The sequence below is a fragment of the Agrobacterium sp. ST15.16.055 genome, from assembly GCF_027956555.1.
GTDB classification, from domain to species: Bacteria; Pseudomonadota; Alphaproteobacteria; order Rhizobiales; family Rhizobiaceae; genus Agrobacterium; species Agrobacterium salinitolerans.
This window is the reverse complement of the sequence record NZ_JAQKGN010000003.1, coordinates 353,448-377,182: the sequence shown is the minus strand read 5'-3', so window position 1 is coordinate 377,182 and position 23,735 is coordinate 353,448. Positions and strand designations below refer to the sequence as shown.

The 23,735-nt window shown below is 59.7% G+C and carries 23 protein-coding genes; 6 read left to right on the top strand and 17 right to left on the bottom strand.

Features of this window, described 5'->3' with window-relative positions; translation table 11 throughout:
• Positions 1-53: 53 nt before the first annotated feature.
• The 4 genes from PL599_RS07795 to PL599_RS07780 form a co-directional block, all read right to left on the bottom strand.
• On the bottom strand, positions 54-569 hold the full coding sequence (locus PL599_RS07795; protein ID WP_077982843.1) for a BA14K family protein: 516 nt from the start codon (positions 567-569) through the stop codon (positions 54-56).
• Between the two features lie 223 nt (positions 570-792).
• The gene (locus PL599_RS07790; RefSeq protein ID WP_137409862.1) at positions 793-1,254 is read right to left on the bottom strand and encodes a BA14K family protein; all 462 of its coding nucleotides are present in this window, start codon (positions 1,252-1,254) and stop codon (positions 793-795) included.
• A 185-nt stretch (positions 1,255-1,439) separates the two neighbouring features.
• The gene (locus tag PL599_RS07785) at positions 1,440-2,522 is read right to left on the bottom strand and encodes a hybrid-cluster NAD(P)-dependent oxidoreductase (RefSeq protein WP_089153226.1); all 1,083 of its coding nucleotides are present in this window, start codon (positions 2,520-2,522) and stop codon (positions 1,440-1,442) included.
• 7 nt (positions 2,523-2,529) lie between these two features.
• Positions 2,530-3,774 carry an aromatic ring-hydroxylating oxygenase subunit alpha gene (locus tag PL599_RS07780; RefSeq protein ID WP_077983039.1) on the bottom strand — a complete coding sequence of 415 codons (1,245 nt, stop codon included), beginning with the start codon at positions 3,772-3,774 and terminating at the stop codon, positions 2,530-2,532.
• Between the two features lie 331 nt (positions 3,775-4,105).
• Between PL599_RS07780 and PL599_RS07775 the strand changes: the two genes are divergently transcribed.
• From PL599_RS07775 to PL599_RS07765, 3 genes are all read left to right on the top strand, one after another.
• Positions 4,106-4,714: a DUF6656 family protein gene (locus PL599_RS07775; RefSeq protein WP_162520482.1), complete on the top strand. Its 609-nt coding sequence runs from the start codon at positions 4,106-4,108 to the stop codon at positions 4,712-4,714.
• Positions 4,715-4,779: 65 nt separating this feature from the next.
• The gene (locus PL599_RS07770) at positions 4,780-5,757 is read left to right on the top strand and encodes an L-threonylcarbamoyladenylate synthase (RefSeq protein ID WP_269823420.1); all 978 of its coding nucleotides are present in this window, start codon (positions 4,780-4,782) and stop codon (positions 5,755-5,757) included.
• Positions 5,758-5,807: 50 nt separating this feature from the next.
• Positions 5,808-7,241, top strand: a complete 1,434-nt coding sequence (locus tag PL599_RS07765) for an FAD-binding oxidoreductase (protein ID WP_271358974.1) — start codon at positions 5,808-5,810, stop codon at positions 7,239-7,241.
• 13 nt (positions 7,242-7,254) lie between these two features.
• Here the strand turns inward: PL599_RS07765 and PL599_RS07760 are convergent, their stop codons facing one another.
• Positions 7,255-7,773, bottom strand: coding sequence for a glycosyl transferase (locus tag PL599_RS07760; RefSeq protein ID WP_077983042.1), 519 nt, complete (start codon positions 7,771-7,773; stop codon positions 7,255-7,257).
• Between the two features lie 274 nt (positions 7,774-8,047).
• Between PL599_RS07760 and PL599_RS07755 the strand changes: the two genes are divergently transcribed.
• From PL599_RS07755 to PL599_RS07745, 3 genes are all read left to right on the top strand, one after another.
• A complete protein-coding gene (locus PL599_RS07755; RefSeq protein ID WP_269823282.1) occupies positions 8,048-9,205 on the top strand; it encodes a PA0069 family radical SAM protein in 1,158 nt (385 codons plus the stop codon).
• A gap of 336 nt (positions 9,206-9,541) precedes the next feature.
• Positions 9,542-10,195 (top strand): ribonuclease HII, encoded by a 654-nt coding sequence (locus PL599_RS07750; protein ID WP_269823283.1) that lies wholly within the window; start codon positions 9,542-9,544, stop codon positions 10,193-10,195.
• 82 nt (positions 10,196-10,277) lie between these two features.
• Positions 10,278-11,453 carry a peptidase S41 gene (locus tag PL599_RS07745; protein WP_269823284.1) on the top strand — a complete coding sequence of 392 codons (1,176 nt, stop codon included), beginning with the start codon at positions 10,278-10,280 and terminating at the stop codon, positions 11,451-11,453.
• Between the two features lie 328 nt (positions 11,454-11,781).
• Here the strand turns inward: PL599_RS07745 and PL599_RS07740 are convergent, their stop codons facing one another.
• From PL599_RS07740 to PL599_RS07685, 12 genes are all read right to left on the bottom strand, one after another.
• The gene (locus PL599_RS07740) at positions 11,782-12,267 is read right to left on the bottom strand and encodes a F0F1 ATP synthase subunit B (RefSeq protein WP_269823285.1); all 486 of its coding nucleotides are present in this window, start codon (positions 12,265-12,267) and stop codon (positions 11,782-11,784) included.
• Between the two features lies 1 nt (position 12,268).
• Complete coding sequence (locus tag PL599_RS07735; RefSeq protein ID WP_271358973.1) at positions 12,269-12,910, bottom strand: F0F1 ATP synthase subunit B; 642 nt, start codon at positions 12,908-12,910, stop codon at positions 12,269-12,271.
• Between the two features lie 79 nt (positions 12,911-12,989).
• The gene (locus tag PL599_RS07730) at positions 12,990-13,217 is read right to left on the bottom strand and encodes a F0F1 ATP synthase subunit C (protein WP_003494147.1); all 228 of its coding nucleotides are present in this window, start codon (positions 13,215-13,217) and stop codon (positions 12,990-12,992) included.
• Between the two features lie 73 nt (positions 13,218-13,290).
• Entirely contained in the window at positions 13,291-14,040 is a 750-nt protein-coding gene (locus PL599_RS07725; protein ID WP_004440258.1) for a F0F1 ATP synthase subunit A, read from the bottom strand.
• A 60-nt stretch (positions 14,041-14,100) separates the two neighbouring features.
• The gene (locus PL599_RS07720; protein ID WP_077982850.1) at positions 14,101-14,466 is read right to left on the bottom strand and encodes an AtpZ/AtpI family protein; all 366 of its coding nucleotides are present in this window, start codon (positions 14,464-14,466) and stop codon (positions 14,101-14,103) included.
• 270 nt (positions 14,467-14,736) lie between these two features.
• The gene (locus PL599_RS07715) at positions 14,737-15,900 is read right to left on the bottom strand and encodes a cell wall hydrolase (RefSeq protein WP_162520480.1); all 1,164 of its coding nucleotides are present in this window, start codon (positions 15,898-15,900) and stop codon (positions 14,737-14,739) included.
• A gap of 146 nt (positions 15,901-16,046) precedes the next feature.
• The gene (locus tag PL599_RS07710) at positions 16,047-17,966 is read right to left on the bottom strand and encodes a potassium transporter Kup (RefSeq protein ID WP_080791263.1); all 1,920 of its coding nucleotides are present in this window, start codon (positions 17,964-17,966) and stop codon (positions 16,047-16,049) included.
• A 15-nt stretch (positions 17,967-17,981) separates the two neighbouring features.
• Entirely contained in the window at positions 17,982-18,959 is a 978-nt protein-coding gene (locus PL599_RS07705; RefSeq protein WP_162520479.1) for a magnesium transporter CorA family protein, read from the bottom strand.
• 338 nt (positions 18,960-19,297) lie between these two features.
• On the bottom strand, positions 19,298-20,428 hold the full coding sequence (locus PL599_RS07700) for an Mrp/NBP35 family ATP-binding protein (protein WP_173988249.1): 1,131 nt from the start codon (positions 20,426-20,428) through the stop codon (positions 19,298-19,300).
• A gap of 122 nt (positions 20,429-20,550) precedes the next feature.
• Positions 20,551-21,774, bottom strand: a complete 1,224-nt coding sequence (locus tag PL599_RS07695; RefSeq protein ID WP_137409852.1) for a CmpA/NrtA family ABC transporter substrate-binding protein — start codon at positions 21,772-21,774, stop codon at positions 20,551-20,553.
• Positions 21,775-21,852: 78 nt separating this feature from the next.
• On the bottom strand, positions 21,853-22,593 hold the full coding sequence (locus tag PL599_RS07690) for a helix-turn-helix transcriptional regulator (RefSeq protein WP_269823286.1): 741 nt from the start codon (positions 22,591-22,593) through the stop codon (positions 21,853-21,855).
• A 211-nt stretch (positions 22,594-22,804) separates the two neighbouring features.
• Complete coding sequence (locus PL599_RS07685) at positions 22,805-23,674, bottom strand: IclR family transcriptional regulator (protein ID WP_269823287.1); 870 nt, start codon at positions 23,672-23,674, stop codon at positions 22,805-22,807.
• Positions 23,675-23,735 lie beyond the last annotated feature (61 nt).

The window sequence follows — 23,735 nt, the reverse complement described above, 5'->3', positions numbered from 1 at the left end:
AAGAGCCGCCCGGTATGATCGGACGGCTCTGTCAATTTCAGCCTGGCAAGCCATCAGCTATAAGGCGAATAGCAAAGCTGGCGCGGGCCGTGATAGGGCTGGAAGGTGTTGGTGCGGGCATCGTAGGAACGATAGCGACCATAGCACCAATTCACATGCGCCTGGCTCAGACCGCCACGATAGATCGGGCGGTATTCCCGATAGACCGGGCGCGGACGATATTCCGGAACCGGGCGGTAGACTTCACGCGGTTGCGACAATGCGCCGCCGATGATGGCGCCCGTCGCAAAGGCTGCGAGCGGGAACCAATAGCCGTCGTGGTGGCGGTAACCCGGACGATATTCGCGATAACCGCGATGACCGCGATACCAGCCGCGGCGATCGCCCCAGCGGTCGCGATCACGCCAATATTGCACGTTCACGACATTGTTGCCGGCGTCACTGCCGGCGGTCTCGACGCTCTTCGGCGCGGTCGGCAATGGCATTGCCGCTTCCGCCGGAACGATCGCTCCTGCAACCACGATTGCAGAAAGACCGGCAGCCAGGATATTTTTCATATAGCTTTTCATCTGACTTCCTCCATCCACGACGGTCAACAGGCCGTTGTCCGTGAATAATAACACTTTCTTCTTCCCATTGGGCCAGTTTGTTTCATCTGGCTGCAACTTACGAAATAAAAGCTAGGCGTTTGCGCCTGAACCCAGCATTAACGGCGTCATCACGCTTCGTTTATCGACAGCGGCGCTGCAAAAGCAAAAGCCCGGATTAATCCGGGCTCTCGAAAAACCGTCATCAGCGGCTGTAAGGCGACACGCATATGCGGCGCGGACCGTTATACGGCTGGTAGGTGTTGTCATAGGCGCGATACGAGCGCCAGCGGTTCTGACACCAAGCCACATGGCTGCCGCCATAGGCCGGACGCGGCTGCTGCATGGCGCCGCTGATAATCGCACCTGCCGCAAAGGCTGCCAGCGGGAACCAGTAACCGTTGTGGTAACGGTAACCCGGCCGACGATCGCGATAACCACGGTGACCGTTGTACCAGCCGTTTCGATGCGGTGGCGGGCGGCGCATGTGTCGCCCATCCCAATGTCGGCGACGATCCCATTCACGGTACTGCACCGGCACCACATTTTCAGTCGCCACAGCCGGCTTCGTCACCGGAACAGGAACCTGAAACGCCTGCGATGGGGTAAAGCTGGTCAGGAACACGACAATCGCTGTCGCGACACTCGTTCTCCGGAAATTCATCATGACCTTCCTCCATTTGCTTCAGCGCGTTGACCGCGCCTTTTTCACTCACTCGCTCTTGTCGGAGATCAAGGTTAGCCCCCGCTCTATGCCCGAAAAGAATTCGATGACGTGCAAACGAATTTAGGAAAATTTGGTTCCATGACAACCATCCGGTGAATGAAGGAGGTTTGAAACGCCTGCTGGCGTCAGGCCTCCACCTTCACATCTGTCAACGGGCGCGAGCAGCAGGCGAGAATATAGCCTTCCTCGATTTCCTCGTCGAGAATGCCGCCATTGTGGTTCATCTCCACCTCGCCGGAAAGCTTCAGTACCCGGCAGGTGCCGCAGATGCCGGATTCGCAGGCCGCCCCGATACGGACGCCGGCGGCGCGCGCCGTCATCAGGACCGTCTGGCCGGGCTGGCAGGCCATCTCTTTTCCGGAAAGGGTGAAACCCACCATCGACAGCGTTTCGCCATCCGCACCAGTAAGTACGGTTTCACCAACGGTGACCGGCGCAGCCGGCGCGAAGCTTTCCTGATGATAGCGCCCCATGTCGAAACCGGACGCGTCGAGCATCGAACGGACCGCTGCCATGAACGGTTCCGGGCCGCAGCAGAAGACGGTTCGCTCCATGAAATCGGAAGCCAGCAGCGCGATCTTGGCCTTGTCGACCATGCCTTTCAGCCCCGACCACAGATCGGTGCGTCCGCATTTTTCGACAATGAAGCCGAGCGACAGGTTCGGCATGAACCGGGCGAGATATTCCAGTTCGTGACGGAAGACGATATCGCCGGGCGTGCGCGAACAATTGATGAAAGCAATATCGCTCTGCGGGGCGCGGTCGCTCATGTCGCGCACCATCGACATCATCGGCGTGACGCCGGAGCCTGCCGAAATGAACAGATATTTGTCGCCGGGATGCTTGACGTAGGAAAAGTCGCCGAGCGGGCCGAGCGCCCGGATTTTCATGCCGGGTTTCAGATTGTCGAACATCCAGCGCGTGCCGATGCTGTTGGCCTGCGCCTTGACCGTGACCGACAGCGCATAGGGCCGCGACGGGCTGGAGGACAATGTGTAGGTGCGGTAAAGCGGCTCCTTGCCCACCGGCAGTTCCAGCGTGACGAACTGGCCCGGCAGATAACGGAACCAGTTCTGATCCTCCGAACGGAACAGAAACGTCATCACATCCGCCGTCTCGGGCGTCACCGAGATGCATTCCAGAAGCTGGAGCTTGTCGCTCCAGGGCTTCATCTCATCAATATGTTTATAGGTCACAACCATATTCATCTTCGCATCACGCTACAGCCGAAAGCCGGGACTTGTCGCCCGAGAGCCGGTCGATCATGAAATCGGAATACCAGTTGACGAACTGCATCACGCCACCTTCGTCCTCCATGGAATAGGGGCCGGGCTCATAGGCGGGGGAACGGATGCCGAAGGCATTTTCCTCGACGATGCGGCGATCCTGATCGTTGGTCTCGTTCCAGACGTGGGTGAGGTCTTCGAGATCGTAGTCCACGCCTTCGACGGCATCCTTGTGCACCAGCCATTTGGTGGTGACCATGGTCTCCGTGGCGCTGAGCGGCAGCACCCGGAAGGAAATGGTGTGGTCGCCGAGGAAGTGGTTCCAGGTCGTCGGGTAATGGAACAGCAACAGCGCGCCGATATGGCTGATGCTCACATCATCAGACAGCGGCCGACGCACGGCGGGCTTGCCGGACATGGTGTAGCTCTCCGCCTCACCGATCAGCGGCATACGGGCGACGCGGAACTGTCCGTTCTTGTCGATCTTGAAACGGCTCGGCAGGCCGGCGGCCTCGCAGCGCGCCCAGTGGCCGCCGATCTCGGGATCGCTCGCACCGCCGTCCGTTCCCGTCACGCTCGGGTTTTCGGGATAGGTGCGGCACAGTTCCGGGTGGTTTGCGGCGCAATGGTAGCACTCGCGGTTATTTTCCCAGACGAGCTTCCAGTTGCCCTTTTCGATGATCGTGCTCTCATGCGCGACCTTCGCCTCCCAGATGCGGTGCGGGGCCATGTAGCTCTCGACTTCCTTGCGCATCGGCTCGAAATCGGCCGGCTGATCGGCAAGGCAGATAAAGACGTAACCGGCGACGGTTTCGCAGGCGACCGGCTTCAGGCCAAAATCGCCCTTGTCGAACTCTTCGCCCATATGGCGCGCAAACAGCAGCTTGCCGTCGAGATCATAGGTCCACTGATGATAGGGACAGACAAGGCGGGCCGACTGGCCCTTCTGCGTGGTGCAGACGCGGGAGCCGCGATGGCGGCAGGAATTGTGGAAAGCGCGGATTTGCCCGTCACGGCCGCGAACGATGACCACAGAATAAGCGCCGACCTGCACAGTGAAATAGCTGCCGGACTTCTGGACTTCGCAATCATGGCCGACAAACAGCCAGTCGCGATACCAGATGGTTTCCATGTCCAGTTTGAAATAATCCGGGTCCGTGTAGAAGGGCTGCTCCAGGCTGAAGCCTTCGCGGCGGTTTTTCAGCTGGCGCAATACGGTATCACGCAATTCCATGGCCAAATCCTCGATCAAACCGCCCTGCCCGACACCATTTGCGGGGTTGCGGAAGCATGTACTCATCTAAACACCGGCGGTCATTTGCGGCAGCACAGACAGCGACATCGGCTTCCGCATTGGCGACAAATTGCGACATGCGCAATCCGCCGCCACAAGCCATTCCACTGCTAAATCCGACAGCTATTTAGCGCCTGCAACGACGTCGCAATATGACGCATAATACCGCACTCTTTACTCCCCACCCGTAAGAAAACGGGGGATGCGGCGCAACGGAGTATTAACGCACCCCAATTTATCTTGCCGGACCGCAGCAACGAGGGTGTTCCTGGTGGAGAAGGCGACACGCATACGCTATTTCGATGCGAGCAGGCATTCGGTCGCACCGATACGCTCGAAGACCGCGCATTCCGATTTTCTGCGGACAGGGCGCATCAGCCGTTATGAAGAGCGATGGCTGCCGAAAGAACGTGCCTATTACAGCCATGACGAAGTGGCTGCTCTGACGGGGCGAAAGCTGGAAGCTGCCGCCGACGCCACCCACAGCCGTCTGAACGGCTTTCACCAGTCCATCCGTTTTCCGAAGATGGTTTTTCACCATCTGCTCAATGACCGGCCGCATCTCGGCTATTGTCACGTCACGGCGGCGAAAACCAGCTTCGATGCCGAGCGCCATGTGCTCTGGTCCTTTTATTTCGCGAATTTCTTCGCCGAGCTGAGCGGGGCTGAAAACTTCTTCGAAAATATCGATGCGCGCTACTCGCGGATGTATTTCGCCGTCGCCATCAACGCGCTTCCCGACCAGGAGGTCGCCGTCGATACCTCCGTGCATCGCGGCGGCCTGCTGTTCCAGACCCACGATCCGCGCGTGGCGTTGAAAAACGTACTGATGCTTGGCGCGCGGTCCGAGGAGATGCGCAGGATCATCAAGGCGATATAAAAGCCGCGATAGCGATTTCCATTCCAGCCTGAAATACGCTATTGACCGCCCTGAAAGGCAGCATCATGGCGCGTCACATCAACATTGAACATGAGCGGGAAACAGCCCTGCAAGCATCCGTGGCGGAGCTTGCCGCCGGCCAACCCATCGCCCTGCCGACGGAAACCGTCTACGGCCTTGCCGCCGACGCCACCAATCCGGCGGCGATCACCCGCATTTACGAGACGAAAGGCCGGCCGCAGTTCAACCCCCTGATCTGCCACATGGCCGATATCGCCATGGCCGAACGTTACGCCGTCTTCGATCCCATATCGCTGAAGCTCGCAAAGGCCTTCTGGCCCGGCCCGCTGACGCTGGTGCTGCCGCTGAAGGCGGGAAGCGACATTCATTCGCTGGCGACGGCCGGGCTCGATACGGTCGGTATTCGTGTGCCGCAGGGTTTTGCCGGTGATCTGATCCGCCGATTCGACAGGCCGCTCGCCGCCCCCAGCGCCAATAGTTCCGGCAAAATCAGCCCGACAAGTGCAGCCCATGTGGAGGCGGATCTTGGCCAGAAGATCAATCTCATTCTCGATGGCGGCGCGGCCACCGTCGGCGTCGAATCCACCATCGTCAAGGTGGAAGAGGATGGCCGGGTGCGGCTGCTTCGTCCCGGCGGCGTCATCACCGAGGATATAGAACGCGTTGCGGGAAGAAACCTCGAACGGCCGAAAAAAGCCGCCGCCGCCATTGAGGCGCCGGGAATGCTGGCATCGCATTATGCGCCGGGTGCGGCCGTGCGCCTTCACGCCACATCGGTTCGGCCAGGTGAAGCGCTGATCCGATTCGGCAGCGTCGCCATTGCCGGCGAAGAAATGGCGCGCGCCGTGCTCGATCTCAGCCCTTCCGGCGATCTTGCCGAGGCCGCCGCCAATCTGTTCGACTATCTGAAAGCCGCCGATGCAAGCGGCGCAGACATGATCGCCATCACCGCCATTCCCACCCATGGCCTCGGAGAGGCGATCAACGACCGCCTGTCCCGCGCTGCCGCGCCGCGCGGCTAACGGCGCCCAATCCTTTCGCCCATGTTTCAAAAGCCAGCGAGACGCCGCCCATGACGACCACCGCCATCCCCTCCTCCGACATTCTCGACCGCTTTGCCGTCATTGTCGGCGAAAAGAACGCGGTCCGCGACCCGGCGGAAATGGCGCCGCGCCTCGTGGAAAATCGCGGGCTTTATCGCGGCGCCTCGCCGCTGCTCATCAAGCCCGGTTCGGTCGAAGAGGTTGCCGCCATCCTGAAGCTCGCCAGCGAAACCGGCACCGCCATCGTGCCGCAGACCGGCAACACCGGCCTCGTGGGCGGACAGACACCGCGCGCTGATGGCACCGACATCATCCTGTCGCTGGAGCGCATGAACCGCGTTCGCGATATCGATCCGGTCGCCAATATCATCGTAGCGGATGCCGGCTGCATTCTCGATGACATTCACAAGGCTGCTGATTCCGTGGAGCGGATGTTCCCGCTGTCGCTCGGCTCTCAAGGGTCCTGCCGCATCGGCGGCAATCTCGCCACCAATGCCGGCGGCACGGCGGTGCTCGCTTATGGCAATATGCGCCAGCTCTGCCTCGGGCTGGAAGTCGTGCTGCCGACCGGCGAAATCTGGAACGGGCTGCGCCGGCTGAAAAAGGATAATACGGGTTACGATCTGCGCGATCTCTTCATCGGTTCCGAAGGCACGCTTGGCATCATCACCGGCGCGGTGCTGAAGCTCTTCCCGAAGCCACTCGGCCATCAGGTGGCCTTTGCGGGGCTCACCTCCACCGAAGACGCGCTGAAACTGTTCGAAATGGCCTCCAATCTCTGCGGCACGGCGCTGACCGGCTTCGAACTCATGCCGCGAATCGGCGTCGAATTCACCGCCCGGCATATTCCCGGCGTGCGCGATCCGCTGGAACAGCCGCATGACTGGTACGCGCTCATCGATATCTCCACCTCCGATTCGGCCGAGACGGCGGATAGCATGATGCAATCGCTGCTGGAGCGCGGTTTTGAGGCCGGGCTGGTTCAGGATGCGGTGATCGCCGCGTCCGAAGCGCAGCGGCAGGCGCTCTGGCATATGCGCGAAAGCATGTCGGAGGCGCAGAAACCCGAAGGCGGCTCGATCAAGCACGATGTTTCCGTTCCGGTGTCGAAAATACCGGAATTCATGGCGACGGCGGAAAAGGCGGTTCTTGCCACCATGCCGGGCGCCCGCGTCTGCGCCTTCGGACACCTGGGCGACGGCAATATTCACTACAATATTTCCCAGCCTGTGGGAGCCGACAAGGCCGAATTCATTGGCCGCTGGCGGGACATGAACGAGATCGTGCATGGCATCGTGCTGTCGCTCGGCGGCTCCATTTCGGCCGAACACGGCATCGGGCAATTGAAGCGCGACGAACTGGCGGCCATCCGCCCCGGCATCGAAATGGAACTGATGCGGCGCATCAAGCACGCTTTCGATCCCGCCGGCATCATGAACCCCGGCAAGGTTCTGGCCGGCTAAAGCGGCCCCGAGGTTAGGCCGAGGCCCGCAGCGCCCAGGCGGGCACCATTTCCGCATTCAGCCGGCGCGGCTTCTGCGCGCCGACAAATTGTGTCAGGCTCATGCCCGATTTCGCAATCGACACCGCATGCTTCTTCGGCAGAAGATATCCGTGTTCCAATGGCGGAATACGCCGCAGCATACGGCTGAGGACATTGCGCCGGTGATAGCGCGAGGGCGAAAACCGGGCCGGCTGCGCGCAGATCGCCACATATTCGAGAATCTCGTCGATCCAGCCCGCCTGCGGGCGCGCGCCGGGCTCAATCAGAAGCAGCCAGCCGCCGCGTGCGGACTTCACCACGTCTTCGATGTCCCACTGCCCATAAAAACGGCAGCCGGCGGCATCGGCGACGCGCGACGATCCATCGCGCGAACCGTGATCGAGAATCACAACATCGCTTACAAGCCCTTCCACGGCCCCGGTGACGAGCGCAGACAATGTGTGCGCCAGTTCCGGCTCGTGATCCCGGCATTCCATTATGACTGTCAACATCTGCATAGCTCTAACGCATCGCACAATAAATTGCCACTACGCTCGTCGCGGTAAAAATCCAAGGCTGTCCTTGCCCACCCGGCGCACAGTCTCCGGACGGGGCCGCGCCCACCTCTGGAGAACGAGCCGAATTTGCAATTTTGTTCTTGTATTGTTCTCATTCCTGATGTAGGAATTTAATCATTCGGAAGGCGGTTGAAAGCCTGCCCGGATGGAAACGGTTTAGGGCGTTGAGCGTGCCTCGAAAGGCGTGCGGCGTCCTGGGAGCATCCAGATGAGAAACCATACACTTTCGGGGCAGGCTGCATTCCAGCCGAGCCATATGCCGGATATTGCCAATGCGCTGGCCGATGCATCCGGCCTGCGCATCGAGATCGACCGCCGTCGCGGCCGTGGCGCCGGGCTGAACCCGGATGGACGCTTCGAGACCCTGCAGCACGAGGTTTTCGACGATGGCTGGCAGACTCTCGAGGACATGCCGGAATTCCGCACCGAGGTGCAGGTGGAAAAGCCGCGCAGCATCATCACCCGCAATGAATCGCCCGACATCCCCTTCGACCGCTCCATCAATCCCTATCGCGGCTGCGAACATGGCTGCATCTATTGCTTTGCTCGCCCCACGCACAGCTATATGGGGCTTTCGGCCGGGCTGGATTTCGAGGCCAAGCTCTTCGCCAAGCCGGATGCGGCAAAGCTGCTGGAACGGGAACTGGCGAAGCCGGGCTACAAGCCGCGGGTGATCGCCATCGGCACCAATACCGACCCCTATCAGCCGATCGAGCGCGAATGGCGCATCATGCGGCAGATACTGGAAGTGCTGGCCAAGGCCGATCATCCCGTCGCCATCGTCACCAAATCGGCGCTGATCAAGCGGGATATCGATCTTCTGGCGCCCATGGCCCAAAAGGGGCTCGCCAAGGTCGGTATTTCCGTCACCACACTGGACCGGAAGCTCGCGCGCAACATGGAACCGCGCGCCGCCACGCCGGAGAAGCGGCTGGAAGCCGTCAAGGCGCTGACCGAGGCCGGCATTCCCGTGGCCGTGATGATGGCGCCCGTCATTCCGGCGCTCAACGATCATGAGATCGAACGTATTCTCGAGGCCGGCAAGGCTGCCGGTGCGACCGAGGCGTCTTATGTGCTTTTGCGGTTGCCGCTGGAGGTGAGCCCGCTCTTCCGCGATTGGCTGCTGCGCAACTATCCGGACCGCTACCGTCATGTCATGTCGCTGGTGCGCTCCATGCGTGACGGCAAAGACTATGACGCGGAATTCGGGAAACGCATGAAGGGTGCCGGCCCCTATGCCTGGCAGATAGGCAGGCGTTTCGAGATGGCGACAAAAAGGCTCGGCCTCATCCGCCGTGGCATCCACCTGCGCGACGATCTCTTCGTGCCGCCGGGCGGTGCAGGCGTGCAATTGTCGCTGCTTTGAAAGACCGATGCTGAAAAGAACTCCGCCTGATCGAAGCACCATACGGAACGTGCGGCGATATCAGGCAGACTATGACAGGGAGCGGTGGCCTCTTTTATAGACCCGCCACACTCCCGCGAAATGCCCGGTGGGTTTTCCCTGGCCTGCCGGACATTGCCCCCGGAACCGCCGCCTCGCGTGCGATCGTTTTTCCTCCGCCGCCCCGTTGGAGGATCAAAGGTCATGATGACCTCAGGGGCACGGTGAGCCACGCCCCTTGACCCCGGCTCACCGCGCCTGTCATCGCCCGCTTCCGGGGGCTTGCAGGAGATCGGGTGTGTATGCGAGTTTCGCCGCATGAAACGCACGGCCACACCCGATTCTCCTGCTCTTTTTGACCTTGCCGATACCGGCCCGGATTTTTCCTTCGAACTGGAAGCGAAAAAGAAGGGCCTCTGGCCCGTGGCCGGCACGGATGAGGCAGGCCGGGGGCCACTTGCCGGCCCGGTGGTTGCGGCAGCCGTCATTCTCGATCCGGATAATATTCCCAAGGGTATGGACGATTCCAAGAAGCTGACGAAGCAGAAACGGGAAAGCCTGTTCGTCCAGATCATGGAAAGCTCGATCGTATCCGTCGCCTCCTCCGGCCCCGGCCTGATCGACAGCATGAATATCCTGCGCGCCAGCCTCGACGCCATGCGCCGCGCCGTGCTGGGCCTCGAAATCTCCCCTGCCCTCGTTTTGGCCGACGGCCGCGACCGCCCGCCCGGCATCGCCTGCGAAGCCAAGGCCGTCATCAAGGGCGATTCCCGCTCCCTCTCCATCGCCGCCGCCTCGATCATCGCCAAGGTGACCCGCGACCGGATGATGGAACGCGCGGGTGTGGTGCACACATCCTACGGCTTCGAAGGCCATGCCGGTTACGGCACGCCGGCCCACCTGCGCGCTATCGAAAGCCACGGGCCTTGCGCGCTGCACCGGATGAGCTTTCGGCCGCTGAAGCGGGATTGATGACAACTATTGGAGTTCCAACCAGAACAACCGCTATCGACCCGATCTGGACATCGACGAGCAACTATGCGCACCGTAAATCATGTCCCTGACGCAAGATCTCGAGAAAATTCTGGACACCGTCCTGCCAATCGATCCCAGCTTTCGACGGATCGAACAGGCGGCGATAGACAGCTGCATTTGTGACACTCGACGATATGCTTTGGAGGGCTCCAAAGAGGCCTTTCTGTTTTCTGCGATGCGCCTGCTCGCACTTCCTCAAAACGGACATACACGGCTGATCCCGAACGATTGCATCTCGGTGCTGCCGCTGAGGTTCGTGAGCGTCGGGACGGCGGTGCAGTTAACTGAAACGGCACTGGAAACAACTGCACCAAGAGGAGAGCTGATAGCAGTCAACGGCACACCGTTGGGCCATATTGAAGCCGCCGCAGAAAAATTTCTGGCAGGAACACGTCAGAGGAAAAGGGTCATCGGACCGATTCTTCTCGCATGGCCGTATGCATTGGCCCACCTCGGTTTCTCTTCAAAAGAGAATACGACCGAATATTGCGTGAAAGACGATAATGGGCGGATATCCAATTTCAAACTGGAGAACGGGCAGACAGTTCCTGCACCGATGCTTTACCCGAGAAACGAGCATGGCAAGGCTGATCCAGCCTGGAAGCCCGAGCGATTTGTGGAGATCGAGGACTGGCAGGGGCTTGGGCTTTCAATATCATTGCCAAGTTTCTTCGATCCAAGCGAAACTGCGCTGCCGAAAGCCATCTCCGGTGCAGCGGAGCATGTAAGCGCCTGCCCGAACAAAAAACTCTTGATTGACGTTCGCGGAAACACCGGTGGCGACTTCCTTCAAACGATGCCCTTGATCGACGCCATCTCAGAAAACGCAGGCGGGCAGGTCGCTGTGCTTGTCGACAAATTCACGTTTTCCGCAGCGATAGTATTTGTAGCCATTCTCAAACATCGTCTGGGACGCAGGCTCAAACTCATCGGCGAAGAAATGGGCGACGGGTTAAGTTTTTTTGCCGAGGGAGGGTTACTCGATTTGCCTGTCAGCGGAGCGGTCGTTCGATACTCATCGGCCTTTCACGACTGGGAGAACGGAACCAGCAACGAAACCACACCGACTGAAATCGCGCAGCAAATGGTCCCGGCAGGAAAACTGAATTTGGATTGGGAATGGGTCGTAAGGTCTACTGCTGAGAACGCACAAGGCGCATTCTACCAACAAATTCTAAAGAGTCTGAACGATTAGACGAACGGCGCTTAAGCCCACACTGCTGACGGTCGACCCTCGGAAAATGCTGCGCCAGGTATGGAATGGCCGCCTTCGCTTTCGGCGCCACGGCAATCAGCGATGCACACTTCATCCGTTCGCTTCTGGCGCAAAGCGGAAGCGCAATCCGACATTCAGTATCAAAAACAATAAAGCCAATCACCGCCCCTCCGAGGGAGGCCTGCTGGAGCGCATACCGCATTTCCATAGTACAGGCGGCACCATATCCCGAACCAGCTTTTCCACCTCAAACAAAAAACCCCTCACGGCTTGCGCCGGAGGGGTTTTGAACAATACCGCGATGAACTCAGTTCAGCTTAGACTTCACTTCGCCGATGGTGTTGGCGAAAAGTTTGGCCTTTGCGGCAGCCGTTGTCTTTTCCGCCAGCAGCTTCTCGGAAGCGGCGATGGCGATGTCGACGGCGGCGGAACGGACGGCGCCGATGGCGTCTTCTTCGGCCTGCTTGATCTTCTGTTCCGAAAGGGCCGTACGGCGGGCGACGAATTCTTCCGTCTTCTGCCTGGCTTCTTCCGTCAGCGCTGCTGCTTCGCGTTCAGCGGCGGCAACGATACCTGCGGCTTCGGCTTCTGCTTCCTTGCGCTTGCGCTGATATTCGGCCAGCAAGTGCTGAGCCTCTTCGCGCAGGCGCTTGGCTTCGGCCAGCTCGTCCTGGATGTTCTGGGCGCGCTCGTCCAGAGACTTGGCGAACATGCCGGGAACCTTGAGATAGGCGATCAGAACGAAGAAAAGGACGAGACCGACGAGAGCGAAAAATGATGCATCAAATGCCATATCAGGCTCCCTTCACGGCAGAAGCGGCAGCGATGGCGGCCTTGACGTCGGCATCCTTGACCTTGGCGCCGACCAGCTGGTCAACGATTGCGGTCGCGGTTTCCTCGGCGATGGCGCCGACATCGGCGAATGCCTGATCCCTGATGCCTGCAATGCGCTTTTCGGCGGCGGCAAGCTTCTCAGCAAGTCCTGCCTCGATTGAGGCGCGGTCGGCATCAGCCTTGGCCTTGGCGGCGTCACGAGCCGCGGAGCCTATCGAGCTTGCCTTGGCGCGGGCTGCCGCGAGTTCTTTTTCATAGGTCTCGACGGCTGCGTCGGCTTCGCTTTTCAGCCGTGCCGCTTCGTCGAGATCCTGTGCGATGCGTCCATGACGGTTCTCGAGAATGCCGCCGACGCGCGGAACGATGACCTTCTGCATCAGCAGGTAGAAAAGGCCAAAGGTGATCGCCAGCCAGAGAACCTGCGATGCATAAGTGGACTGATCGAACGGCGGGAATACGCCGGAAGCGCCGTGTTCGGCGCCGTGCGCCACACCGGTTTCCGTGTGCGTGGCTTCCGGTTGCGGCTGGCCGACAGCCGGAGTTTCCGTATGCGTTTCACCTACGGTCGGTGCTGACTGGGCATAAGCCTCGGTCACGAACATGCTCACCTCCAGGGGTACTGCAAATGCGAAGGATCACGGCACGCCATTCGCGGGCCGTGATCCAGACCTGATGCCGGTATTAAACAGCGAACAGGAGAAGGAGAGCAACGAGCAGCGAGAAGATGCCCAGAGCTTCCGTAACGGCGAAGCCGAATACCAGACGGCCGAACTGGCTGTCGGCAGCAGAGGGGTTGCGCAGTGCGCCGGACAGGTAATCACCGAAGATACGGCCGAGTGCGAGGGACGTACCAGCCATGCCGAGGCATGCGAGACCTGCGCCGATGTACTTTGCTGCTTCCGCTTCCATGTGAGACTCCTTGAGATATAGGTTGTTGCGGCTATCTTTTGGCGCCCGTTGCCGGGGCCAGCGACTTTACTTCTCAGTGACCACCATGCACGGCGTCGTTCAGGTACATGCAAGTCAGTACCGCGAACACATAAGCCTGCAGGAAGGCAACGAGAAATTCGAGAGCGGTCATGGCGACCGTCATGATGAGAGGCAGGACAGCACCGCCGACGCCGAGCGCGCCGAGCGCGCTCATGGAGGCGACGAAGCCTGCGAAAACCTTGAGCGTGATGTGGCCGGCCAGCATGTTCGCGAAAAGACGAACCGAAAGGCTGATCGGGCGCGACAGGAACGAGATCATTTCAATCGACGCGACCAGCGGCAAAAGCGCCTTCGGAACGCCCGAAGGGGCAAAGATGCCGAAGAAATGCAGACCGTGCTTGTAAAAACCATAAACGACGACCGTGCCGATAACGAGGCAGGCGAGCGCGAAGGTGACGATGATCTGGCTGGTAACCGTGAAGAAATACGGGAACATGCCGAGAAGGTTGGCCGTCAGCACGAACATGAAGAGCGAGAACACGAACGGGAAGAATACCATGCCCTTCTTGCCGGCGCCTTCGCGCAGCATGGAGGCGATGAATTCATAGGACATTTCGGCAACGGACTGCATGCGCGTCGGGATCAGACCGCGGTTCGACGTTGCGAAATAAAGGAAACCGGAAGCCGCAGCCACGGTCGCGACCATGAAGAGCGACGCATTGGTGAAGGAAAAATCGACGCCGCCTATTTCGATCGGAATGATCGGCTGCACCAAGAACTGATGGGTCGGATCGTTTGCCACCGGCTGCCCTCTTTACCTGTCGCCGCCTGTCGCGGCATCTCAACTGTAAGGAAAAACAGCCTAAAGGCCGCCTTTTCCACCCTCATCCTGTCTGTCCGCCTTCTCAAGTAGCGGCGGCTTGGCCACCGCGCCCGTGGAGCGCAACACATTCAATACGCCTGCGCAGAAACCGAGAAGAAGAAGAACGATCATCCCCCACGGCGTCGTGCCGGCAAAATAGTCCAGAAGATAACCCAGCATAGCGCCGACCACGATGGCAGAAATGAACTCCGATGAGAGCTTGACCGCCATCGCAAAACCTTTCCGGTTTTCCGCAGCGTTGGTCTCCGCCCTCACTTCCGCCTCATCCTCCGCCTTCACCTTCGCCAACTCATCGGCTAGGCGCTTGCGACGCTCGTCCAGACTATCGTCACGGTTGCCAGTCATCTTAAAATCCCACCCATTTTCTCCGTTCCAGCCATGCCAGAACCCTTTGGAGTTGTAAACGGTGACGGATTAAGCCTGTTCCAGCCCGCTCTGAAGTCGCGCGCAACATAGTTTTAGGGGCTTCTCTAGTCAAGGCACTGTCGACGGTTGTTTCGACACAAATTAATCATGCAAAAACAATGGCTTGACATCAAGTCGCGGTTTGGCGGCGATGTTTCCCCAGGGAATCGGCATTTTTGACACGCAAAATGCGACAAATTGGCGGTGGTATCAGCTCCAGCCGCCGCCATAGGTACGGTAAAACACGTGCAAACCTATCCTGCCGACCTTTTTCATCGTGCGACCCCAGGCGGGACGCACATAAACGGCGTGATAGTGGGTTGCCGATCCCACTTCCTTCAACCAGATTTTGCCAGCCGTTGTGGCCATTGCCACTTCGCGCGCCATTTTCCAGTGGCGTTCGGAATTCACGCGATCCTTGATATTGTCGCAGGCGAAGGAAAACTGGCAGCGGTTGCGCCAGTCCTTGTTCTGGTAAACGACACCGCAGATGGTTTTCGGATAGGCGGGATTGCGCACGCGGTTGAGGATGACCTGTGCGACCGCCGCCTGTCCCTTCACCGATTCTCCGCGCGCCTCGAAATAGATGCCGGAGGCGAGGCATTGTTGTTCGGCTGCCGAAAATACGGCGGCGGGCAAAGGGGTGGCCGCCCAGGCGTGGTCGCCCTCGGCGATTTGCGGCACGAAACGGCCGGCGTCGGGCTTCTTGAGAATGGCGTCGAAGGGTGACTCGCGGGCGAAATCCGGTTCGGCCGGCGCATAGGCCGTGGCAAGAATATCCGGCGTACGATTGTTGATGAGTTCGGCCAGCATCGGCGAGACGCTTCTGTCCGCCTTCTTTTCCTCGCGACGGAAATAGAAGGAGGCGAGTTCCACGTCCTTGCCACGCTTCGGTTTGACGAAAGCGGTGCGGTCCTTACGCTTCAGCGGCTCGATGTCCAGCATGCTCGTGCGCTGCAAGACGGAACCGGCGGTGAAAGCCTTGGGCGGCTGCATGATTTCGGTGGCGACGACACGACCCTTCTTGGCGGCGCGGTTGACGCGCTCGCTGTCGGGCGTCGTTGCCTCGCCCTTCTTGTTGGTGACGAAAGCGACCTTGCTGCCATTGGGCAGGGTCATGCCGCCGCCGTGCAGCGCCGCCTCCCCTGCGGCATCGTTGAAGGTGAGCGAGGCATTGTGCACCGAGCCCGCCGGAGAGGCCGTCAGCACCATGCGCCATTGCTCGCCGCCATTATCCAGACCGGCCAGAAGCGAGGCCAGATCCGCGCGCGCAGCGAGGGAGGGAAAAACGAGCCAGGCGGCAAGGCCGAAGACGACGGGCGAGGTCCATTTTGACGCCCACGCCTCACGGGACACGGGGGACCGACGACGCATTACTCTTTTCGAACGCAAAACCAGCACTCCGAACACCGATAACCAAATTTGCTACAGGTGTTCGAGAATCTCTTATTAACCTTGATGCTTGGTTAACGCCGCGCGCGGACGCGGATTCACGTTAATGTGTAACCATCTTCTAATAGTCACACGACGACGTGCGAACCCAGCTCCACCACGCGGTTGGCCGGAAGGCGGAAATAATCCGAGGGATCGGCGGCGGTTTCGGCGAGCGCGATGAACAGGCGGTTCTGCCAGCCCGGCATGCCGGATTTCGGATCCGGCACCAGCTTGCGGCGGCCGAGATAAAACGAGGTCGACATGATGTCGAACTTGTAGCCGGTGCGTCTCAGATAGCCCAGCGCCTGGGTGACATTCTGCGTCTCCATAAAGCCGAAATGCAATTCGACCACGGCAAAACGGTCGCTCAGCTTCGTCAGCGTATAACGCTCTTCGGGGTGGACGCGCGGCTGGTCCTCGGTGCGGATCGTCAAGATGACGTTCTTGTCGTGAAGGACGTGGTTATGTTTGAGATTGTGCAACAGCGCCGCCGGCGCCGTCTCGGGATCGCCGGTAAGGAAGATTGCCGTGCCGGGCACACGCACCGGCGCATGGGCGCTCTCCTTTTCCACCGAGGCGACGAAGGCCTTCAGCGGCACATCGATGCGGCGGGTCTTGGCAAAGAGTATCTTTGAGCCGCGCTGCCATGTGGTCATGATGATGGTGAAGGCGATGGCCAACAGCACCGGCACATAACCGCCGTCGTGGATCTTCAGGAGGTTCGCTCCGAGGAAGATCAGTTCCAGCAGCAGAAGCGGCGTCAGCACCGCAAGCGCCAGCCAGATCGACCATTTCCAGCGCTTGCGCACGAATTCGAAGAACATCAGGCTGGTGACGACCATCGCGCCGGTCACGGAAATACCGTAGGCGGTGGCAAGCGCATCCGAACTCTTGAAGGTGATGACCAGTGCGACGACGCCGAACAAGAGGATGGTGTTGACGGCCGGAAGGTAAATCTGCCCCGTATTGGTTTCCGAGGTGAAGAGGATTTCCATGCGCGGCAGATAACCGAGATGGATCGCCTGGCGCACGAGCGAAAACGCGCCCGTTATGACCGCCTGGCTGGCGATGATGGTGGCGGCGGTTGCCAGAATGACGGCCGGCAGGATCGCCCATTGCGGGAACATCAGATAGAAGGGATTGGACATCGCCGCCGGGTCTTTCAGCACCAGCGCGCCCTGCCCGAGATAATTCAGCGTCAATGCCGGGAAAACCAGACAGAACCACGCCCACTGGATGGGACGACGGCCGAAATGGCCGAGATCGGCGTAAAGCGCTTCCGCCCCCGTGATCGTCAGAAAGACCGCGCCGAGCACGACGACGCCGTAGAAACCTTCATTGGCCAGAAATTCCACCGCATGCCACGGATTGAAGGCGAAGAGGATGCTGAAGTCATCGGCGATATGAAGAAGACCGGCCAGACCCATGACGATGAACCAGACGGCGGTGATCGGTCCGAAGAATTTCGCCACCGTGCCCGTGCCGTGGGACTGGATGGCGAAGAGGCCGATGAGGATGCCGACGGAAATCGGAATGATGAAGGCGTCCATTTCCGGCGTGACGAGCTTCAGGCCTTCCACCGCCGAAAGCACCGATAGCGCCGGCGTGATCATGGCGTCGCCCAGAAACAACGCCGCGCCGATGAGGCCGAGCACGATGAGAACGCTGCGGTGGGTGCCCGCCGTCTTCATCAGCAGCGCCAGCAGCGAGAGCGTTCCGCCCTCGCCGTCATTGTCCGCACGCAGAAGAAGCGTGATGTATTTGAACGTCACGATGATCGTCAAAGCCCAGATCATCAGGGACGTGAGGCCGATGACTTCTTCCTGCGTCACGCCGTCATAGGCGATCGGCCGAAGGGCTTCGCGGAAGGCGTAGAGCGGGCTGGTGCCGATATCACCATAGACGACGCCGATGGAACCAAGGATCGCGGCATAAAGCCCTTTGTTCTGATGCTTGTCATCCGCATCCGGTTTCTCGGCAACATCCTTGTCGACGATTTGAGACATGATGATCCTGGCTCCTCAGAGCCAGCCCTTCCAACGAAAAAAGAGAAACGGAATGATCGCGGACATCACCATCACGATCAGCGCAAGCGGATAACCAAATGTCCAGCTCAACTCCGGCATGAGCTGAAAGTTCATTCCGTAAATGGAGGCCACCAGCGTGGGTGGCAGGAACACCACCGACGCGATGGAAAAAATCTTGATGATGCCGTTCTGCTCGATATTGATGATCCCGAGCGAGGCGTCCAAGAGAAAGGTCAGATTGCCGGAAACGAAGGAGGCATGTTCATTCAGCGACTGGATATCGCGCCCGATCGACTTGCCCTGCTCCCGCGCGCCCTTGTCCTCGCGCACCTGATCGCTGGTGGACAGAAAGGTCTGAAGGCGCGCCAGCGATGCAAGGCTCACGCGGACCTTCGATATCAGCCGGTGATAGGCGGCGATGTTGCCGAGGCGGTCTTCGAGATAGCGCGGCGCCTTGCGTTTGGAACGAGCCTGGCTGCCGAGAATATCGGCGGCGAGATTGTCGATCCCCGTAACCGAGTTTTCGAGAATCTCCGCCGTGCGGTCGACGATGGTTTCGAGCAGCTTCAGGAGCAGCGCCGCGCCGCTGCGCATCTCATGCGGAACGCGCGTGATGGCGGCGGTGAAGAGATGGAAGGATTTCGGCTCGGCGTAACGGATTGTCACCAGACGCTTGCCGGCAAGGATGAAGGCGACGTCGGTGAGGCGGGGATCGTCCGAATCCGCCTTCCACACCAGAGAGGCGGTCATGAACACATTACCGTCTTCCATATAAAGCCGACTGGAAGGTTCGATATCCTTCAGATCCTCACGGGTGGGCAGATCGAGCCCCAGCAGCTTTTCCACATGTTGCTCTTCCGCCCTGTCCGGATCGACGAGATCGATCCAGACGATGTCGTCGGGGACCTGTCCGGAGCCGTCGTCTGACGACAGGCTGATCGCCTCGCAATTGGCGCGATAGGCTTTTATCAATCCGTTTCTCCGCTCCACATTGCAGGCTTCAGCCGCAATGCTGCTTAACATATCCTGTTTGCGCTCGGCAAACCTTTGGACGACACTTCAGGGACCGTCGGAACAGGCGGGATTTTGACAATCTCGCCGGCCCGATGGACCAAGAGCCAAACGGCGCAGGCGTATGCGCCCAAAGCGAGACGCAATCAAGCAATATTTTTTCTCGACAGCATTGCAGGCGAAGCATTTCTGGATCTCAAATCCGGAAATGCTTTCGGATACTCCCGTTTAATCTTATGTTTTCAAACGACTATCGAGGAAGAAGAAACCCTGTCCGGCTTTGCTCCATGGCTGGGGTGTTATTCGAAAACAATCCTCGGGGCGGCTTTTTGCTCGCTTGCACCGATGCGCGCCCAGACTTTTTGCGCGATATCGCGGTAGACTGCGGCCTGCGGGCCATCGGGTTCTGCTGCGACGACCGGCGTTCCGGCATCTGACATTTCGCGGATGGATATGGTGAGCGGCACTTCGCCGAGAAACGGAACGCCGATCCTTTCCGCTTCAGCCTTCGCGCCGCCATGACCGAAAATATCGTAACGCGCACCGGTATCGGGCGCGATGAAATAGCTCATATTCTCGATGACGCCCAGCAGCGGTACTTCCACCTTGCGGAACATGGTGACGCCCTTGCGCGCATCGGAGAGCGCCAGATCCTGCGGCGTGGAAACGATGACGGCGCCGGCGAGCGGCACCTGCTGGGCGATGGTAAGCTGCGCATCGCCGGTGCCGGGCGGCATGTCCAGCACCAGCACGTCCAGTTCGCCCCAGGCCACTTCGCGCAGCATCTGCATCAGGGCGGACTGCACCATCGGCCCGCGCCAGATCATCGCGGCTTCCTCATCCACCAGAAAGCCCATGGACATGACCTTCAGTCCGTAATTCTCCATGGGGAGGATGATGCGGTCTTCCTGTTGCTTCGGACGGCCGGAAATCTTCAGCAGCCGCGGCAGCGAGGGGCCATAAATATCGGCATCGAGCATGCCGACCTTGAGGCCGAGCGACTGGAGGCCGAGCGCCAGATTGACGGCGGTCGTCGACTTGCCCACCCCGCCCTTGCCCGAGGCCACGGCGATGATGGATTTGACCCCCGGCACGCCGACCTTTGACGAGCCGGGCTGAGTGGTCGGCCGGCCGGTTGCGGCGGCGGGGCGCGCAGGCGCGGGCTGCTGCTGGCCAGGCTTGCGGTCGGCCGTCAGCGCCACGACCGCGCCGACGATGCCATCAACGCCCTTGGCCGCCTGTTCGGCGGCAAGCCGCAACGGCTCCATCGCCGCAGCCCTGTCGGCCGGGACGGTGATCGAGAAATAGGCCTTCGCATCGGCGATGAAAATTTCCGAGACCATGCCGAGTGCGACGATGCTCTTGCCGCTGCCGGGATAGACCACCGCTTCCAGCGCCTTTTCCACCTGGCTCCTGCTGACATCTGCCATATTCCTGCTCCGCTTCATCATCCGACCGGGTATTGCGTGCCATCCATAGACAAGCCGGAGCGCTTCGCCAATGCCAAAGCGCGACAACAGTCAGGCATTCGCGACGATTTGACGCTGCGGCTTCAGATCTCGTCGTCCATCTCCAGCGTTTCCGGGTCGAAAACATGACCGTCGAAAAAGCAGTCGGGGCCCAGCACCAGACCCGTGCGCGATGCGCCGACATGAACAGGCTCACGCAACGTGCCCTCAAGCTTCAGATTTGCGCCCGGCACCGGCGCAAAAAGCGGCTTCATCGCTTTGCGGAAAATATCCGGCCGGTAGGCGTTACGGGCCGCCTCCACCATGGCGGGATCGAACCGGTAATCGGCGGAAACCTCGCCCCAGCGCAGCATCTGGCTGAAGAACCACAGGGCCTGACTCTGCCATGGAAAATTGGCGGCCTTGGCGCTCGTCACGAAAAATTCCTGAAAGCGCTGCATGTCCTTCTGCGAGGTGGAAATATAGCCCGTCAGCGCCGGCAGCAGGAATTCACCGTTCTCATCCATATATTGAGGAGCGGCGAGGATGCCGGCCAGTTCCTCGATATTGGCGGTATTGGCGCACCATTCGCCGGCGCGGTAGAGGGCGCGCAGCAGCCCTTCCAGCAGGGCTGGGTTCTCCTCCGCCCAGCGCTTCTTCGCGGCCAGCATCTTTTCCGGCGCATTGCGCCAGATCAACGCCCCGGTGGTGACGATACGCCCCGCGCCGCCGAGCACCACGGCGCTGCCCGCCGGCTCGGCGGTACAGAGCGCATCGACCTTGCCGTTTTCCAGGAGCGCCGGCATGGCCTTCGGCAGCGCCTCGACGATTTCCATATCCCGGCCGAGCAGCACGCCGCAGCTTCCGAGCAGGTAACGCAGGGTATAAAAAGGCGTGGAGACGATATCTTCGACCGCAAAGACCGGAGGATTTCCGCCCGCCGCCCGGCGCGCGGCGCAGACACGGGCCATGGCGCGTCCAAAAGCCGCCGGGTCCGGTAACTTCAGCCCTTCGCGGTAGAGCTCGTTATAAAATCCGTGGGAAACGGTCGTCGCCGATCCGCCGAGGGAAAGCGTGAAAACGCCGACAATATCGGCGGGCAGATCGTCGAGGCCGACAGCCGAGCCGACCGGAACCGGGGCGGGCAGGTGCGCGACGTGAACGCCATCCTCGCCAAGCGCCGCAAGCACGGCGCGGGCGGACTGTTTTCGGAAAAGTTCAAGTTCTATGCCTTCATCGGCAGCAAAGCCTTTTTCGGCAGCGGCTATCAGCACGGCGCAATCGATAGTCGGAGAAAATCCTGCTTTTACCCTATGCCGTTCCGGCAAACGATTTCTCCTTTCCGGTGATTCGAAAAGAGGATCGCCCAGGAAACGGTTTATCACAATGATAAAATTACGGTTTCGCTATTTTATCAGGCCGACCCGCAGCGCTTTTGCGACGGCCTGGGTGCGGTTGACCGTGTCGAGTTTTTTCGTCGCGCGGTTCAGGTAATGATTGATGGTATGTTCCGACAGCATCATGATTTCAGCGATTTCGGCGCTGGTCTTGCCAGCGGCGGTCCAGTTCAGGCAGTCGATCTCCCGCTCGCTCAGTGTTTCGGGGACCCTGAGATCGAGCCGGCGGATTTCAGACAGCCGGGCGAAGACATGGCTGGAAATATATAAAAGCTCGGCAAGCCGGCTGGTGGGCACGGCCGTCCTGTTGCCGGAAAAAGATACCGCGCCGCGTCGCATGGTAATGTCGTGAACGGGAAACCAGACCGAATTGATCATCTCGAAACGTTCTAAAAGGTTGATCACGGTTTTCCTGGCGATTTCTCCCTCGCCTCCGACCAGAAAATCCATTGAGACGGAAAAGGGAACGGTCGATTTTTTCAACTGCGCCATCACCCGGCTGTTTTGCAGCATGCCCTCTTCATCGTAACGCTGCAGAAGCTCCGCCGGCCAGCTGGTGATGATCGTATATTGCGACAATTCGCTCGCCGCTTCCGACGACAGGTCAAGAACCATGAAAGCCTTGAATTCCCAGGCTTCCGTCAGCCGTTTCAGGAACCGGAATATATCGAATTGCGTGTTCAGACCAGCGATCTCGCGAACGCAATCAACACCAATCGACTGAACGGCGGCCGCCTCTGTTTTTTGCATCAAAGCTGTTCTTCGAGAATGAGAAATGCCGCCGCAAAGGCCTGCCCTTGCCCGGAAATTGTTGCGGATGTTACTCACCAAAACGATTCATGCAAACGAAAGTTGAAAACTTAATTCAGAATAGTCGAAAATAATATTGAACGTGTCTGAATGGGTGCAAGGCCGGCAGTTTCACCCCATAAAATCCATGGGTCAGAAGTCTTCGTTTTCCTCAACCATCCGCCACCGGGGATAATCTGCACGCAAGATCGTCGGAAATTCTGTCGGCGGTTTCGCGCACCAGGGGGCCCCATTTGCGAAGCTGTTCCACATCCACGCGATAGGCCGGACCGGTGACGGAAATCGCCGCGCGAAAATTGCGGCCGGGCGCCCGGACCGGTGCGGCAACGCAGTGAATTCCGATCTCGTGCTCCTGAAGGTCAAAACCGTAGCCGTTGTCTCGAATTGTCGCCACTTCCCCCATCAGCGCTTCCGGCGTTGTGACCGTGCTTTCCGTGAAGCGATGAAAATCCAGTTCCGCGGCCAGCTGCGCCAGATCGTCGGCGGAGAGCAGCGACAGCGCCGCCTTGCCCACGCCGGTGCAATAGGCTGGGGAGGTTTTGCCGACCTGCGAATGCATGCGCAATGTGTGCCGGCCCTCCATCTTGTCCAGATAGGTGACCTGTCCACCGTTCAGCACCGCGAGATGCACCGACTCCTGCGTCACCGCCTGCAAGGCCGCCAGATGGGGTGCCGCGACGCTGCGCAGGTCGTTACCGCTCCAGGCTTTCGCGGCCAGTTGCAGCAACCTCAGCCCCACGGCATAGGTCTGATCGGCAGCGTGATCGACAAGGCCTTCGGCAACGAGATGGGCGAGCTGGCGGTGAACCGTGCCGCGCGGCTGGCCACAGGCTTCGACCACATCGGTAAAGCGCATCGGTTTTTCAGCAAAGGCGATCAGCTCCAGCAGCGAGACAGCTTTGCCGAGCGTGCCCGTCTCAACGCCGGCCTTCCGCTGCGCCATTGGAACCGCATCAGGCTTTTGACGATTGGGCTTTTTATTATCGGGCATGGCAACATCCACCGTCATCTGCCTTGACATAAGCGTGACGCCAAGAGAATAATTCCATTTAGTAAAATCTAGTTCCAAATATTGGAACAAG